Origin of the sequence: Rosenbergiella australiborealis, from assembly GCF_018494035.1 — a bacterium.
GTDB lineage: Bacteria > Pseudomonadota > Gammaproteobacteria > Enterobacterales > Enterobacteriaceae > Rosenbergiella > Rosenbergiella australiborealis.
In genome coordinates this window covers 54082-69318 of sequence record NZ_JABBFO010000012.1, presented here as the reverse complement: position 1 = coordinate 69318, position 15237 = coordinate 54082, and the positions used below count along the sequence as shown (strand labels likewise).

The window sequence follows — 15237 nt, the reverse complement described above, 5'->3', positions numbered from 1 at the left end:
TTACCACGTCTAGATGATTAAGATATGGGGATGATATTATGATATTCAACGGTCTATAGGTTAGAAAAATAAAGGGGAAATTACATTTCCCCTTTTATCGACCTATCGCTATTCGTACCTAGCTAACTATTCGCCAGAGGCTTGCGCTTCTTGCTGGGTATAGATAAGCGTTGGCTCGGCGCGCCCAGTAATCACATTTTCGTCAATAATCACTTTTTCAACGCCTTCAGTAGAAGGAAGTTCATACATGGTTTCCAGCAATGCGGCTTCGACGATGGAACGCAGTCCACGCGCGCCGGTCTTACGACTCATTGCCTTTTCAGCGATAGCCACTAACGCTTGCTCACTAAACTCTAACTCTGCGCCTTCAAGGCTAAACAGCGCTTGATATTGCTTAGTTAGCGCATTTTTAGGTTCACGCAGAATTTGGATTAAGGCTTCTTCGCTTAATTCACTCAGCGTTGCCACAACGGGTAAACGGCCAATAAACTCAGGGATGAGACCAAACTTAATCAAATCCTCCGGTTCAGCTTGCGCCAATAACTGCCCTTCAGCGGCTTTTTTGGAAGGGTCTTTAACCGTCGCACCAAAACCAATGCCTGAACCCGTCTCCACGCGTTGTGCGATAACCTTATCTAAGCCCGCAAACGCACCCCCACAGATAAAGAGAATTTTAGAGGTATCAACCTGTAAAAATTCTTGTTGTGGATGCTTACGTCCTCCCTGTGGTGGGACGGCTGCAACTGTGCCTTCAATCAGTTTTAGAAGAGCTTGCTGTACGCCCTCACCCGAAACATCACGGGTGATCGATGGGTTATCCGATTTACGTGAAATTTTATCAATTTCATCAATATAGACGATACCACGTTGCGCTTTTTCAACGTCGTAATCGCATTTTTGGAGCAGTTTTTGGATGATGTTTTCAACGTCTTCACCGACATAACCTGCTTCTGTCAACGTTGTTGCATCCGCCATAGTAAAAGGAACATCAAGGAGACGTGCCAACGTTTCTGCGAGTAATGTTTTACCGCTTCCCGTTGGCCCAATCAGTAAGATATTGCTTTTACCGAGTTCGACACCGTTTGATGTATCGCCATTACGTAAACGCTTATAGTGATTGTAAACTGCCACAGAAAGAACTTTCTTCGCCTTTTCTTGGCCAATCACATAATCATCGAGATGCGTACGGATCTCGCGCGGTGTCGGCAGTGCATTGCGCTCGCGATGTGGAGCAACTTCTTTTATCTCTTCACGAATAATGTCGTTACATAAATCAACACATTCATCGCAGATATACACTGACGGTCCGGCAATTAGTTTACGCACTTCATGCTGGCTTTTGCCGCAGAAAGAGCAGTACAGCAATTTACCTGAACCCTCTTTGCGCTTATCAGTCATCAGTTAGCCTCTTCTCAGTGTTATCAATGCCAGCATTATCAATCACAATTAATAAGCTCGACGTTCAATATTTCAAATTTGCTCAACACCCTTACTGGCGATGAGTTAAGATTGAGTCGACCAGCCCATAGTCGACGGCTTCCGCCGCAGAAAGGAAACGATCACGCTCAGTGTCGCGCTCAATCTCTTCTAATGATTTACCCGTATGCTTGGCCATCAATTCATTCATACGCTGTTTCACTTTCAATATTTCTTTAGCATGAATTTCAATGTCGGTTGCCTGACCTTGGTAACCACCAAGAGGCTGATGAATCATGACGCGCGAGTTAGGTAGGCAAAAACGTTTACCTTCAGCACCGGCAGTCAACAGGAATGCGCCCATCGAACAGGCTTGCCCCATACAGATAGTGCTGACGTCAGGTTTGATAAACTGCATGGTGTCATAAATAGACATTCCCGCAGTGATCACACCACCTGGTGAGTTAATGTATAGGTAAATATCTTTCTCTGGATTCTCAGCCTCAAGAAAGAGCATCTGTGCGACGATCAAGTTTGCCATATGGTCTTCAACCTGACCGGTCATAAAAATAACGCGTTCTTTTAATAAACGAGAATAAATATCGTAAGAACGTTCACCGCGCGAGGTTTGCTCGACAACCATGGGAACCAAAGCCATTTGGGCCGGCGTCATTTCGGGTTGATTACTGTATGACATAAACCATCTCCTGGGTAAATTTCTTGAGCAACGCTTGTCGCCTAAATTAACAGCAGCCAATAATGCAGCGTTTATTTTACATTGATTCAAGCATAACAAGGTTTTTATTAATACGCGAAGTAGATTACTGCGGTTAAGAAAATTCTTTTCAAGGGGTAGCTCGAAAAAAAGGCCCGTGACCTGAGATCACGAGCCTAATTTAATAGCTAAGCTATTACGTCTTAAGCAGGTTGATTCATCAGTTCTTGGAACTTAGCCGCTTTTTCAGAAACTTTAGCTTTTTCAAGGATGAAATCGACCGCTTGCTCTTCAAGGGCGACGTTACGCATGTTATTCATCATCTCTTTATTTTTGCTGTAGTATTCGATCACTTCTTGTGGATCTTCGTACGCAGCAGCCATATCAGCGATCATAGTATTAACACGATCTTCATCAGCTTTCAGTTCGTTAACGTTGATAACTTCACCTAACAGTAAACCAACTTGAACACGACGTTTAGCTTGCTCTTCAAATAACTCGCGTGGCAGTTCTAACGCTTGTTGCTCGTTACCACCAAAGCGTTGTGCTGCTTGACGACGCAGAACATCGATTTCGCCGTCAATAAGCGCTGCAGGCACATCAATCTCATTTTGCGCGATTAAGCCATCAATCGCTTGAGTTTTAATGCGATTACGCACTGCACCTTTCAATTCGCGTTGCATATTTTTGCTGATTTCAGCACGCAGGCCTTCAACAGAACCGTCTGCCACACCAAAACGCTTAATGAACTCTTCTGTCAATTCTGGTAGCTCGCGCTCTTCCACTTTTTTCAGAACGATATCAAACTTAGCGTCTTTACCTTTCAGAGTCTCAGCGTGGTACTCTTCTGGGAATTTGACGTCGATAGTAAATTCTTCGCCTGCTTTGTGTCCGACGATACCGTCTTCAAAACCAGGGATCATGCGGCCTTGACCCATTGCAAGAACGAAGTCAGCTGATTTTCCGCCTTCAAATTCTTCACCGTCGACAGAGCCAGAAAAGTCGATCGTTACACGGTCTTCTGCTGTAGCAGCTTTATCTGTTTCTTTCCAATCAGCTTGCTGCTTACGCAGAGTGTCCAACATCGCATCAACATCTTCGTCGTTAACGTCAACCACTGGTTTTTCGATTTCGATGTTTTCTAAGCCTTTAAGCTCTACTTCTGGATAGACTTCAAACTCAACAGAGTAAGTAAAATCTTCACCTAACTTATATTCACCCGGAACATAGTTTGGCGCGCCCGCTGGATTAATTTTTTCTTTAATGATCGCATCAATGAAATGACGTGACATAAGTTCGCCCAGAACATCCTGACGAGCAGAAGCACCGTAACGCTTTTCAATGATGGTCATTGGAACTTTGCCTTTACGGAAACCATCAATACGCGCTTTTTTCGCGATATCAACCAGCTCTTTCTTCACCGCACCTTCAATGCTATCGGCAGGGATAGTCATGGTAATGCGACGGCCTAGGCCCTGAGTTGTTTCAACTGAAACTTGCATCTTGTTACCTCAAAAAATCACGTGCTCGATTAGCTTCATAATGAACAGAAATAGGACTCCCTGTTCCGCAACAGAATATGTTGATACGGTTTGAACAACATCCCTGTTACCAGAAGCGTCACGAAGACATTCTGGAAAAATAGACGCCGCATTATAGCGGCATCAACGATATGAGTCGAGAATTGGCAGGGTTGAGAGGAGACATTCTACGAAAATTTTATCAATCAAGGGTATATTTTGAGATAAATCAGGTAGTCTATTATCAAAAACGCCTATTTTTTAAGCAATGAGCCCTGCACCTCGACAATCCGGCGAAGATAGCACGGTATCTTGTAATCCTGCCCATTCTTTAGGGGTATAAGTATGCAATGCTAAGGCATGAACCCCCCCGGCAAGCTCAGCCGAGAGTGTGCTGTAAATAGCACGGTGGCGAGCAAGAAAGCGCTGATTCACGAACTGTTCAGAGACAATAATCACCTTGAAATGGCTTTCAGAGCCTGCCGCAACATTATGGCGATAACTCTCATTCTGCACATCAAGGTGAGAAGGTGAAAAAGCCTGAAATAATTTATCTTCAATCGTCTGACGTATCATAATAAGTCCCTCGCTGAGTAGGCATCCAATAACCTAAAATAAATTGTAGCGTTTATTTCTTGTTACAGACTACTTTTGAGAAAAAAAAACGTGCTATTTTAGTGTCGGTTCCGCATAAGCGGTTTAATTTTTCAATGAATACTCGAGTGATAAATTCATGGCTCTTTTGAAAAAGTTTGGTTTTCCACTACTAGCCCTATTTTTACTGGCTGGTTGCGCAGCGCCAAGCAATACGATTGACGTAACTCCCCAAATTCGTTTACCTCAACAAGATCCTAGCTTGATGGGGATAACTATCAGTATCAACGGCGCAGACCAACGTTCTGACCAAGCACTGGCAAAAGTAAATCGTGACGGTCAGCTGGTCACATTAACGCCTTCACGCGACCTTCGTTTTCTTTTACAGGAAGTGTTAGAGAAACAGATGACCGCACGAGGCTATATGGTCGGCCCATCGGGTGCTGTTGACTTACAAATTATCGTCAACAAACTTTATGCTGATGTGACACAAGGAGATGTCCGTTATAGCATTACGACACAAGCCGATATTTCCATTACTGCTACGGCTAAAAATGGCAATAAGCAGGTTAAGACTTATCGTCAAAGCAACAACATTCAGGGGCCGTTTAGTGCAACAAATGCCAAAATTACCTCGGCCGTTAATAGCGCGCTCTCTGATGTGATCAGCGATATGGCTGACGACACCTCGATTCACGAGTTTATTAAACAAAACGCGCACTAACTGATACTATGGCTGTATGTCTACTGCATACAGCCATCGATCATGACCATACCTTTGCGAGCTATTACCCTCTCTCGGAGTACCTTAGTCCTCTTACTACTCGGTTTTTCCTCTGGTCTGCCTTTGGCGCTAACGTCTGGTACGTTACAGGCGTGGATGACTGTCGAAAATGTCGATTTAAAAACCATCGGTTTTTTTTCCTTAGTTGGCCAGGCCTATGTTTTCAAATTTCTATGGGCCCCCATGATGGATCGTTATTCTCTTCCATTTTCCGGTCGGCGTAGAGGATGGCTGCTAGTCTGCCAAATTATTCTCGTCCTCCTCATTGCTGCAATGGGAACCATTAACCCAACGACTGGGCTATTCGCATTAGCTTTACTCGCCGTCGCGATCGCTTTCTGTTCTGCTTCACAAGATATTGTGTTTGATGCATGGAAAACGGATGTTTTGTCTGCTGAAGAGCGTGGGAAGGGGGCTGCACTCACCGTATTAGGCTATCGCATTGCCATGCTTGTTTCAGGCGGTGTTGCTCTGTGGCTCGCTGATCGTTACCTTGGCTGGCATAACACCTATTACTTAATGGCAGGGCTAATGTGTCTCGGGCTTCTGGGCACCTTACTTGCCAAAGAGCCAGTACAACCTGTTACCCCTCCACTTTCTCTTCATCAAGCGATACGAGATCCTTTAAAAGACTTTTTTAACCGTAACAATACATGGTTAATGATTACCTTAATTATCTTTTATAAGTTAGGCGATGCATTCGCCGGGGCGTTGAGTACTTCATTCTTGATAAGAGGCCTTGGCTTTAGTGCCGCCGATGTGGGACTGGTTAATAAATCACTGGGGTTAATTGCCACAATCATCGGCGCTCTTTACGGTGGGGCATTAATGAGAAAGTGGAGCCTCTATCGCGCATTAATGGTGTTTGGTATCGCGCAAGCCGTCAGTAACCTTGCATACTGGCTATTAACGGTAATGCCTAGCCACTTATGGTCTATGGGTTCAGCTGTATTTATTGAGAACTTATGTGGGGGAATGGGAACAGCGGCGGCCGTTGCGCTCTTAATGTCATTGTGTCATCGACGCTATTCTGCCACACAATTTGCACTACTCTCTGCACTCAGTGCAATGGGGCGTGTCTATGTCGGTCCGGTAGCTGGATGGTTAGTTGAGATGTGGCATTGGTCAGGGTTTTATGCCTTCACCATTTTAGCCTCTTTGCCGGGATTACTTTTGTTACGTGCTGCAAAATCGTCACTACAACATGTTGATGACAGCGCTGACTTTATTCCACGATCTCGCTATCCGCTCTATTATTCCCTCACGACAAAAGGCTTTTTTGTCGGCACTCTACTCGCGATAGCGGGACTGCTCATCATGCTGTTTACGTACCTGTTACACCTCCCTGATCTCCCTATGGCTCAGTGGTTGGTTAGCGGGGGGATGATTGTTGCCGTTGTGACGACACTTATTGGCGTTGTCCTCGATATTTTATCGAGAGAAAAACATGCATAAAATGCTTATTTTTTTCAATCATAAAAAAATCAATTTATCGATAAATTTATTTTTATATCAATAAACCTGAGTCTTCTTAGAAAGCTATAATAAAATGCAAACAAAGAATAAATTAAATTGGTATTTATTGTTACATAAATGATACAAAATTTGATTATTTATAGCGAAAAAATGATAAGATCTGCAGGAACATAAGATTTTGTTATATCAAGGCCAACTGATTGAAGATGTTGATAATTTATTACCGTAAATATTTTTTGTTAAATATCTCGAATAAGCTACTACACTTTACTGACAGAACCTCAAGCAGGTTTACACTACTTCAACGTTACCGTAAAATACAGATACACTTAAACGACAATACAGCCCTTTGTCATTGAGGTCGTTAAATGAGACTCAAGAAATACAAAAATAGTTTGGGGATTTTGTCATTAATTTCAGGCACTCTACTTATGAGTGGCTGTGATAGTGCACTTTTAAATCCCAAAGGTCAGATTGCACTGGAGCAACGTTCATTGATACTGACAGCCTTTGGCTTGATGTTGATTGTCGTCATCCCCGCAGTCTTCATGGCAATTGCATTCGCCTGGAAATATCGGGCATCGAATACAAATGCTAAATACTCACCTAACTGGTCACACTCTAATAAGATCGAAGCAGTCGTATGGGCTGTTCCTATCCTTATTATTGTTTTCTTAAGTGTGCTGACTTGGAAAAGTACTCACGCTCTAGAACCAAGCAAACCTCTCGTTTCTGATGTAAAACCTGTTGAAATTGACGTCGTGGCTTTAGACTGGAAATGGCTGTTCATTTACCCTGAGCAAGGTATCGCTACGGTAAACGAAATCGCTTTCCCAGCTAACACACCTGTGCACTTTAATATCACTTCAAATTCCGTCATGAACTCTTTCTTTATTCCTACACTTGGTAGCCAAATTTATGCCATGGCAGGGATGAGAACGCAATTGAACTTAATTGCTAATGAGGCCGGAACTTTTGATGGTATTTCATCTAACTACAGTGGTCGCGGATTCTCTGGTATGAAGTTTAAAGCCATAGCTACCAACACCGATGCTGAATTCCAGCAGTGGATAGATAAAGTAAAAACTGCACCTAATACACTGACTACCATGGATCAGTTTAATCAGTTGGCTGCGCCAAGTGAAAACAATCCAGTGGAATATTTCTCAAATGCTAATCCTGAACTGTTTGCACAAGTTGTTGACAAGTTTATGTCTAGCCACGGAAAAATGGACATGCCAGCACATTCTGGTATGGACATGAATCACACCGCTTCAGCCGGAGCAGAGGAATAATCATGTTAGGAAAATTAACCTTAGCGGCGGTTCCCTTAGACGTACCAATCGTCATGGTCACGATTTCCGCTATTATTCTTATTGGTTTAGCACTTGTTGCTGCGATCACTTATTACGGTAAGTGGAAGTATCTGTGGACAGAGTGGTTTACCTCTATTGACCACAAAAAACTCGGTATCATGTACTGCATCATGGCTTTCGTGATGTTACTGCGTGGTTTTGCCGATGCTATCATGATGCGTAGCCAGCAGGTTCTCGCGTCAGCGGGCGAAGCAGGTTTCCTTCCGCCGCACCACTACGACCAAATCTTTACCGCGCATGGCGTGATTATGATTTTCTTCGTAGCGATGCCTTTCGTTGTTGGTCTGATGAACATTGCTGTACCGCTGCAAATCGGTGCGCGTGATGTTGCTTTCCCATTCCTGAACAACTTAAGCTTCTGGTTCACGGCAATCGGTGTCATCTTGGTAAACCTGTCACTGGGTGTGGGCGAATTCGCACAAACCGGTTGGCTGGCCTACCCTCCTCTATCGGGTGCTGAATACAGCCCGGGTGTCGGGGTTGACTACTGGATTTGGAGTCTGCAGCTTTCAGGGATTGGTACAACGCTGACCGGGATTAACTTCTTCGTCACGATTTTGAAAATGCGTGCCCCGGGCATGACTATGTTCAAAATGCCAATCTTTACTTGGACAGCTCTGTGTACCAACGTTCTGATTATCGCGGCATTCCCAGTACTCACTGTTACCTTAGCGCTGTTAACCCTTGATCGTTACTTAGGTTTCCATTTCTTTACCAATGAAATGGGCGGTAACATGATGATGTACGTCAACCTGATTTGGGTTTGGGGACATCCAGAAGTTTACATCCTAATCCTTCCAGTGTTTGGTGTGTTCTCTGAAGTTACCGCAACCTTCGCTAAGAAACGTATGTTTGGTTACACCTCGATGGTGTGGGCAACTGTTGCCATTACCGTGCTGTCATTTATCGTTTGGCTACACCACTTCTTCACTATGGGATCGGGTGCCAACGTCAATGCCTTCTTCGGTATTATGACCATGATTATCGCCATCCCAACTGGGGTGAAAATTTTCAACTGGTTGTTTACGCTCTATCAAGGTCGTATCGAAATGACAGCCCCAATGCTGTGGACCATCGGCTTTATCGTGACCTTCTCGGTCGGCGGTATGACGGGTGTTCTGTTAGCGGTTCCTGGTGCTGACTTCGTATTACACAACAGTCTATTCCTGATTGCTCACTTCCATAACGTTATTATTGGTGGTGTTGTGTTCGGTTGTATGGCGGGTGTGACCTACTGGTTCCCGAAAGCCTTTGGCTTCAAACTTGACGAGAAATGGGGCAAACGCTCTTTCTGGTTCTGGATCATCGGGTTCTTCGTTGCGTTTATGCCGTTGTACGCATTAGGCTTTATGGGTATGACTCGTCGTCTGAGTCAAAACATTGATCCACAATTCCACCCACTGCTCGTTGTTGCAGCCTGTGGTGCGGGTCTGATTGCTTTAGGAATTCTATGCCAACTCATTATGTTCTATGTCTCGATTCGTGACCGTGAACTAAACCGTGATTTGACTGGAGATCCTTGGGGTGGTCGTTCTCTTGAGTGGTCAACGTCCTCACCTCCTCCGTTCTACAACTTTGCTGTTATTCCTGAAATCACCGAACGTGATGCTTTCTGGGAACAAAAGCAAAAAGGTGAAGCCTATATCAAACCAACGCATTATGAAGAGATTCATATGCCTAAGAATAGTGGTGCTGCAGTGGTTATTGCTGCCTTCGCAACTATCTTTGGTTTCGCAATGATTTGGTACATCTGGTGGTTGGCGGTTGTCTCATTTGTTGGCATCTTGGCGAGCTGGATCATCAAGAGCTTTGACGAAGACGTGGATTACTACGTAACAGTTAAAGAAGTCGAACAGATTGAGAACAAACACTTTGAAGAACTCAGCAAAGCAGGTGTGAAATAATGTCTTCTCTATCTAAACACCACGACGCCCATGGAGAGCATGGGCATCACGATGCAGGAGCCAACAAGATTTTTGGCTTCTGGATCTACCTGATGAGTGACTGCATTATCTTTGCAACCTTGTTTGCAACCTATGCAGTCATGATGCACGGTACTGCCGGAGGCCCAGCAGGTCGCGACATCTTTGAACTTCCTTATGTTCTAGGTGAAACCGCCCTACTCCTTCTCAGTTCTATTACTTATGGTATGGCAGTCATTGCCATGAACAAAGGTAATAAAGGAACGGTGATTGGCTGGTTAGTATTAACCTTCCTGTGCGGTCTGGGCTTTATCGGGATGGAAATCAATGAATTCCATCACTTGATCTCAGAAGGTTTCGGTCCTCAACGTAGCGGATTCCTGTCAGCCTTCTTTACCTTAGTGGGTACCCACGGACTTCACGTCACCTGTGGTCTGATTTGGATGCTAGTTCTGATGTTCCAGATCGCAACCCGTGGTCTGACTGCGACTAACCGCACTCGTATCATGTGCTTGAGCTTATTCTGGCACTTCTTAGATGTCGTGTGGATCTGTGTGTTTACCATTGTTTATCTGATGGGGGTCATGTAATGAGTCATTCAGCAACCGAACATGGCGCATCGCATGGTAGCGTGAAGTCATACATGATTGGCTTTATCCTGTCTATCATCCTGACAGGGATTCCTTTCTGGATGGTCATGGATGGAAGTTCAGCACACTCAACCACACTAGCTGTTGTTGTGATCTGTGCCGTTGTGCAGGTTATTGTTCATCTGGTCTATTTCCTTCACCTCGACAGTAAATCTGAAGGGGGTTGGAACCTGGTAGCCATTGTCTTCTCAGCAATTATTATTCTAATTGTTGTGGTCGGCTCACTGTGGATCATGTGGAACCTTAACTACAACATGATGCCCCATTAACTGAGTTATTCGTAATGATTAAGCAATACCTACAAGTCACAAAACCAGGAATTATTTTCGGAAATCTAATTTCTGTGATCGGTGGTTTCTTGCTTGCCTCAAAAGGCAGCATCGACTTCCGCTTATTTTTCGTCTCACTGATTGGGGTCTCTCTAGTGGTCGCATCAGGTTGTGTTTATAACAACGTGATTGACCGCGATATTGACCACAAGATGGAAAGAACGAAAAACCGAGTTCTGGTGAAGGGGCTCATTTCAACGAGAGTGAGCTTGGCTTATGCCACCTTGTTAGGTATTGCTGGTTTTGCGGTACTCTACTTTGGTGCAAATCCGCTGGCCATGTGGCTAGCGGTGATGGGCTTTGTGGTTTATGTCGGTGTTTACAGTCTCTATATGAAGCGTAATTCCGTTTACGGTACGCTGATTGGAAGTCTGTCAGGTGCCGCACCACCCGTGATTGGCTATTGTGCCGTCACGGGTAGTTTTGATGCGGGCGCATTAATCTTGCTCGCAATTTTTAGTCTATGGCAAATGCCCCACTCCTATGCCATTGCTATCTTCCGCTTCAAAGATTATCAAGCGGCAAATATCCCTGTACTTCCTGTAGTAAAGGGTATTTCTGTAGCAAAAAATCATATCACGCTCTATATCATTGCGTTTATGGTTGCAACGCTGATGCTCACTTTAGGTGGCTACGCCGGTTACAAATATTTAGTGGTTGCTGCTGCAGTCAGCCTATGGTGGCTAGGCATGGCCCTATCAGGTTATAAATCTGAAAATGATGACCGCGTCTGGGCACGTAAAGTTTTTGTCTTCTCTATCGTTGCTATTACCGCGCTGAGTGTGATGATGTCGGTCGATTTTATGGGTCCTGGTTCCACTGAACTCCTGACCTACGTACACTGATTAAAAATCTAATCATTAAGGCGCGAATTTCGCGCCTTTTCTTTTTGTTACGTAAGCTTAAGAACTATTCATTTACCCAACCCCTACAACTCCTTAAACTGTAAATAGAATTAAATTAGAGGTTGTCATGAACGATAATAAAATGACCCCACTTGAGTTGCGAGCAACCTGGGGATTGGGCACTGTATTTTCTCTTCGCATGCTAGGTATGTTTATGGTACTTCCCGTACTGACGACATATGGAATGGCGTTACAAGGGGCTACCGAAGGACTTATTGGGCTGGCTATTGGTATTTATGGACTAGCACAAGCTATCTTTCAAATTCCCTTTGGTTTGATCTCTGACCGTGTCGGTCGAAAGCCACTTATCATTGGTGGCTTATTGATCTTTGTCATCGGCAGTGTGGTTGCGGCCACCACGACGTCGATTTGGGGAATTATTCTCGGCCGTGCCTTACAAGGTTCTGGGGCAATAGCCGCCGCCGTTATGGCGTTACTGTCCGATCTCACCCGTGAGCAAAACCGTACTAAAGCGATGGCTTTTATTGGTATTAGCTTTGGTGTGACATTTGCTATTGCTATGGTCATTGGGCCAATAGTGACACATTTGCTTGGCTTACATGCGTTGTTTTGGATGATAGCTGTACTGGCAACTCTCGGTATTATCATTACGCTGGTCATCGTTCCGTCGACCACCGAACATGTGTTAAACCGTGAGTCTGGAATGGTCAAAGGTACGTTTCGTCAAGTGCTAGCCAATCCGCGACTTCTTAAACTCAATGCAGGCATCCTATTTCTGCATATTTTATTAATGTCCAGTTTTGTTGCATTACCGGGTGAGTTTGAACACGCAGGCTTTCCACCTTCTGAGCATTGGAAAGTTTACCTAGCGACTATGCTTATCGCTTTTGTCGGGGTGGTACCGTTTATCATCATTGCTGAAGTAAAACGGAAGATGAAAATAGTCTTCGTCAGTTGCGTTGCACTGCTTATCGTGGCTGAATTAGTCTTATGGCAAGCAGGGGCTCACTTTTGGACGCTAGTGGCTGGAGTGCAACTTTTCTTCTTTGCCTTTAATTTGATGGAAGCCATTTTACCGTCGCTGATCAGTAAAGAATCCCCCCCTGGTTACAAGGGCACAGCAATGGGTGTTTACTCAACCAGCCAATTTCTAGGTGTCGCAATTGGTGGCAGTTTAGGTGGCTGGGTATTCCAGCATGTTGATGCTCAAGCTGTATTTCTGATGGGTTCAGTACTGGCTGTGGTTTGGTTACTTATTAGTTTAACAATGAAAGAACCACCCTACGTCAGTAGCTTGCGGGTGGTGATTGAGCATGAATGCAACACTTCCTCATTAGAACAGCGCCTGCGTCATGCCCCCGGTGTCAGCAATGTGTTAGTGATTCCTGAAGAGCGGGCGGCTTACGTTAAAATTGATAGTAAAATAACGAATCGTCAAGAAATCGAAGCACTGATTGCAGCGAGTTAATCCCCTCCCCTCCTCTGACCTGAATCTATAGCTCAGGTCAGAGGCGGTAATATGTTAATCCCGGAAGTTCTTGAATTGAAAAGGCTGACCTAAATTGCCGCCTTTAACTGTCGCCATAGCGGTTTGCAGATCATCCCGTGATTTGCCTGTAACACGTAAAGAATCGCCTTGAATTTGCGCTTGAACTTTCAGTTTAGCGTCCTTGATCAGTTTAACGATTTTCTTAGCAATGTCCGTTTCAATCCCTTTTTTCATTTTGATTTCAACACTCCAGCTTTTTCCACTGTGTGTAATCTCTTCAGGTACATCAAGCACCGCGCCTTCAATACCGCGCTTCAACATTTTTTCACGCAGAATATCGACAATTTGACGAACTTGGAAATCAGATTCACTACTCACAGTAATTACTTCATTTTTTTCGTTAAGCGTGACCTCAGCCGTCACATTTCTAAAATCAAAACGCGTAGACAGTTCGCGGCTCGTATTTTCAACTGCATTTTTCACTTCAGGCATCTCAACTTCTGAAACGATATCGAAAGATGGCATCTTTTCTTCTCCTCTTAAAACGTTGACATGCATAATACCGAACTGTAAACACGACACAACAGTTCAGCGTAAAATGGCAAAGGATTGCGAGGAAATAGTCATGAAAATAACTGTATTAGGCTGTGGTGCTTTAGGGCAACTGTGGTTATCAGCATTGATCAAAGCCGGACATGAGGTACAAGGGTGGATCAAAGTTCACCAATCCTATTTGGGTATAGCGGTGTTAACACCAGAGCAAAACCTTTATTCCCATGATGTTATTACAAATAACCCTCAACAATTAACCCAATGTGAATTGCTGCTGGTGACGTTAAAAGCCCAGCAAATTGAAACAGCACTTGTGCCGCTACTTCCCTATCTACCTGCAAGCTGCCCAATTATTTTGCTGCACAACGGCCTAGGTGTGGTCGATGACCTACCGGCTGTTACTCACCCATTATGTCATGCCGTCACGACACAGGCGGCATATCGTACTGCTACCCAAACCTGTCATAAGGCTTGGGGGATCACACAGCTAGGCCCGCTTAATGATGCAGCGAGATCAATCAGCCATATTGCTGATATTCTTCACCATGCACTGCCTGATGTCGCGTGGTATAACGACATCAAGGTCGCTGCGTGGAAAAAATTAGCGGTTAATGCCGTTATCAATCCTCTTACGGTTAAATACGAGTGCCATAATGGGCAATTGATGGAACACCTCAATGAGGTCAGTATACTTTGCCGAGAACTTGTCTCTATTATGAATCGTGAAGGAATTCATACTGAATATGAGCCGCTTTATCATTCAGTGATCACTGTCATTCAGAATACATCACAAAATATGAGTTCAATGCTTCAAGATGTACGTGCTCAACGTCTTACTGAAATTGACTACATCAATGGGTATCTTCTCAAACGTGCCCGTGGCTATGGGTTGACGGCCCCACACCATCATGCCCTTTATCAATGGATAAAAACTAAGGAATCCGCATATGCCCCTATCTCCCTCAGTCCTGCTCTGCCTCGCTCATGGCAATGATGCAATAGAAATCACTACTTTTTTAAGTTTACTGCCACGTGCCGGTATCACTGTGACAACAGCAAGTGTTGAGGGTAATGGAGAGCTCGATATTCTTAGTGCAGAAGGACTGAGCTTTCGTGCAGAAAGTCCATTATGTCATGCTGTGGATCAAGCCTTCGACTTACTTCTATTGCTCGGAGGCGAAACGAGTTGCCAGACTTATGCCGACAGCGATTTGCTTATAGAATCACTGGCACAATTCAACGCAACACAACGGTACGTCGCAGTGATGAGTCATGCAGTCCCTCGACTTATTGATAAGATTGATCGTTACCAAGGGGCTAATGTGACTTGTCTTGCACATCAATCCGAGTTACTTCTCCAGACACAATGGCAAGAGCGACGAATTGTCTGCGACCCACGCTATCTTCTACTCACGGGGCAAGGGCCATTATGTGCAACCGATATGGCGCTAAAAATTATTGAAACACTGAAAAGTAAAGAAGAGGCACATCGTATTACCCATGACCTCGCTTTACCTATTGGGATTTACAACTATCAAGAATAAAAAA

The 15237-nt window shown here is 44.4% G+C and carries 15 protein-coding genes; 10 read left to right on the top strand and 5 right to left on the bottom strand.

All coding sequences use genetic code 11. The annotated features are described in order from the left end of the window. Positions 1–126: 126 nt before the first annotated feature. The 4 genes from clpX to bolA all read right to left on the bottom strand — a co-directional run bounded on the left by clpX (position 127) and on the right by bolA (position 4227). Complete coding sequence (clpX, locus tag HGT73_RS12055; protein WP_214215368.1) at positions 127–1398, bottom strand: ATP-dependent protease ATP-binding subunit ClpX; 1272 nt, start codon at positions 1396–1398, stop codon at positions 127–129. A 91-nt stretch (positions 1399–1489) separates the two neighbouring features. Further along, entirely contained in the window at positions 1490–2113 is a 624-nt protein-coding gene (clpP, locus tag HGT73_RS12050) for an ATP-dependent Clp endopeptidase proteolytic subunit ClpP (RefSeq protein WP_214215367.1), read from the bottom strand. A gap of 221 nt (positions 2114–2334) precedes the next feature. Continuing rightward, entirely contained in the window at positions 2335–3633 is a 1299-nt protein-coding gene (gene tig, locus HGT73_RS12045; RefSeq protein WP_214215366.1) for a trigger factor, read from the bottom strand. Positions 3634–3912: 279 nt separating this feature from the next. Continuing rightward, on the bottom strand, positions 3913–4227 hold the full coding sequence (gene bolA / locus HGT73_RS12040; RefSeq protein ID WP_214215359.1) for a transcriptional regulator BolA: 315 nt from the start codon (positions 4225–4227) through the stop codon (positions 3913–3915). Between the two features lie 157 nt (positions 4228–4384). On the opposite strand from bolA, the gene HGT73_RS12035 reads away from it, so the two are divergent. The 8 genes from HGT73_RS12035 (at position 4385) to HGT73_RS12000 (ending at position 13116) form a co-directional block, all read left to right on the top strand. Further along, complete coding sequence (locus HGT73_RS12035; protein ID WP_214215357.1) at positions 4385–4969, top strand: lipoprotein; 585 nt, start codon at positions 4385–4387, stop codon at positions 4967–4969. A gap of 42 nt (positions 4970–5011) precedes the next feature. Then, positions 5012–6484 carry an AmpG family muropeptide MFS transporter gene (locus HGT73_RS12030; protein ID WP_214215355.1) on the top strand — a complete coding sequence of 491 codons (1473 nt, stop codon included), beginning with the start codon at positions 5012–5014 and terminating at the stop codon, positions 6482–6484. Between the two features lie 389 nt (positions 6485–6873). Further along, complete coding sequence (gene cyoA, locus HGT73_RS12025) at positions 6874–7800, top strand: cytochrome o ubiquinol oxidase subunit II (protein WP_214215354.1); 927 nt, start codon at positions 6874–6876, stop codon at positions 7798–7800. A 2-nt stretch (positions 7801–7802) separates the two neighbouring features. Further along, positions 7803–9785, top strand: a complete 1983-nt coding sequence (gene cyoB / locus HGT73_RS12020; protein ID WP_214215352.1) for a cytochrome o ubiquinol oxidase subunit I — start codon at positions 7803–7805, stop codon at positions 9783–9785. Beyond that, entirely contained in the window at positions 9785–10393 is a 609-nt protein-coding gene (locus tag HGT73_RS12015) for a cytochrome o ubiquinol oxidase subunit III (protein WP_214215351.1), read from the top strand. The genes cyoB and HGT73_RS12015 overlap by 1 nt, the downstream gene beginning before the upstream one ends. After that, positions 10393–10722 carry a cytochrome o ubiquinol oxidase subunit IV gene (locus tag HGT73_RS12010; protein WP_092675588.1) on the top strand — a complete coding sequence of 110 codons (330 nt, stop codon included), beginning with the start codon at positions 10393–10395 and terminating at the stop codon, positions 10720–10722. The genes HGT73_RS12015 and HGT73_RS12010 overlap by 1 nt, the downstream gene beginning before the upstream one ends. A 14-nt stretch (positions 10723–10736) precedes the next feature. Next, on the top strand, positions 10737–11627 hold the full coding sequence (gene cyoE, locus HGT73_RS12005) for a heme o synthase (protein ID WP_214215350.1): 891 nt from the start codon (positions 10737–10739) through the stop codon (positions 11625–11627). A 127-nt stretch (positions 11628–11754) separates the two neighbouring features. Further along, positions 11755–13116: an MFS transporter gene (locus HGT73_RS12000; RefSeq protein WP_214215348.1), complete on the top strand. Its 1362-nt coding sequence runs from the start codon at positions 11755–11757 to the stop codon at positions 13114–13116. Between the two features lie 54 nt (positions 13117–13170). On the opposite strand, the gene HGT73_RS11995 is transcribed toward HGT73_RS12000, so the two are convergent. Next, on the bottom strand, positions 13171–13662 hold the full coding sequence (locus HGT73_RS11995) for a YajQ family cyclic di-GMP-binding protein (protein ID WP_214215346.1): 492 nt from the start codon (positions 13660–13662) through the stop codon (positions 13171–13173). Positions 13663–13762: 100 nt separating this feature from the next. Between HGT73_RS11995 and panE the strand changes: the two genes are divergently transcribed. Continuing rightward, positions 13763–14683, top strand: a complete 921-nt coding sequence (gene panE / locus HGT73_RS11990) for a 2-dehydropantoate 2-reductase (protein WP_214215345.1) — start codon at positions 13763–13765, stop codon at positions 14681–14683. Continuing rightward, positions 14637–15233: a DJ-1/PfpI family protein gene (locus tag HGT73_RS11985; RefSeq protein ID WP_214215344.1), complete on the top strand. Its 597-nt coding sequence runs from the start codon at positions 14637–14639 to the stop codon at positions 15231–15233. Before panE ends, HGT73_RS11985 begins: the two co-directional genes overlap by 47 nt. The last annotated feature ends 4 nt before the right edge of the window (positions 15234–15237 follow it).

Excerpts from the sequence above, each read along its gene's own strand:
- HGT73_RS12010 (WP_092675588.1), top strand. The coding sequence starts at position 10,393 with ATGAGTCATTCAGCAACCGAACATGGCGCATCGCATGGTAGCGTGAAG.
- bolA (WP_214215359.1), bottom strand. The coding sequence starts at position 4,227 with ATGATACGTCAGACGATTGAAGATAAATTATTTCAGGCTTTTTCACCT.
- cyoA (WP_214215354.1), top strand. The coding sequence starts at position 6,874 with ATGAGACTCAAGAAATACAAAAATAGTTTGGGGATTTTGTCATTAATT.
- cyoB (WP_214215352.1), top strand. The coding sequence starts at position 7,803 with ATGTTAGGAAAATTAACCTTAGCGGCGGTTCCCTTAGACGTACCAATC.
- panE (WP_214215345.1), top strand. The coding sequence starts at position 13,763 with ATGAAAATAACTGTATTAGGCTGTGGTGCTTTAGGGCAACTGTGGTTA.
- HGT73_RS11995 (WP_214215346.1), bottom strand. The coding sequence starts at position 13,662 with ATGCCATCTTTCGATATCGTTTCAGAAGTTGAGATGCCTGAAGTGAAA.
- tig (WP_214215366.1), bottom strand. The coding sequence starts at position 3,633 with ATGCAAGTTTCAGTTGAAACAACTCAGGGCCTAGGCCGTCGCATTACC.
- clpP (WP_214215367.1), bottom strand. The coding sequence starts at position 2,113 with ATGTCATACAGTAATCAACCCGAAATGACGCCGGCCCAAATGGCTTTG.
- HGT73_RS12015 (WP_214215351.1), top strand. The coding sequence starts at position 9,785 with ATGTCTTCTCTATCTAAACACCACGACGCCCATGGAGAGCATGGGCAT.
- clpX (WP_214215368.1), bottom strand. The coding sequence starts at position 1,398 with ATGACTGATAAGCGCAAAGAGGGTTCAGGTAAATTGCTGTACTGCTCT.
- HGT73_RS11985 (WP_214215344.1), top strand. The coding sequence starts at position 14,637 with ATGCCCCTATCTCCCTCAGTCCTGCTCTGCCTCGCTCATGGCAATGAT.
- HGT73_RS12035 (WP_214215357.1), top strand. The coding sequence starts at position 4,385 with ATGGCTCTTTTGAAAAAGTTTGGTTTTCCACTACTAGCCCTATTTTTA.
- HGT73_RS12030 (WP_214215355.1), top strand. The coding sequence starts at position 5,012 with ATGACCATACCTTTGCGAGCTATTACCCTCTCTCGGAGTACCTTAGTC.
- cyoE (WP_214215350.1), top strand. The coding sequence starts at position 10,737 with ATGATTAAGCAATACCTACAAGTCACAAAACCAGGAATTATTTTCGGA.
- HGT73_RS12000 (WP_214215348.1), top strand. The coding sequence starts at position 11,755 with ATGAACGATAATAAAATGACCCCACTTGAGTTGCGAGCAACCTGGGGA.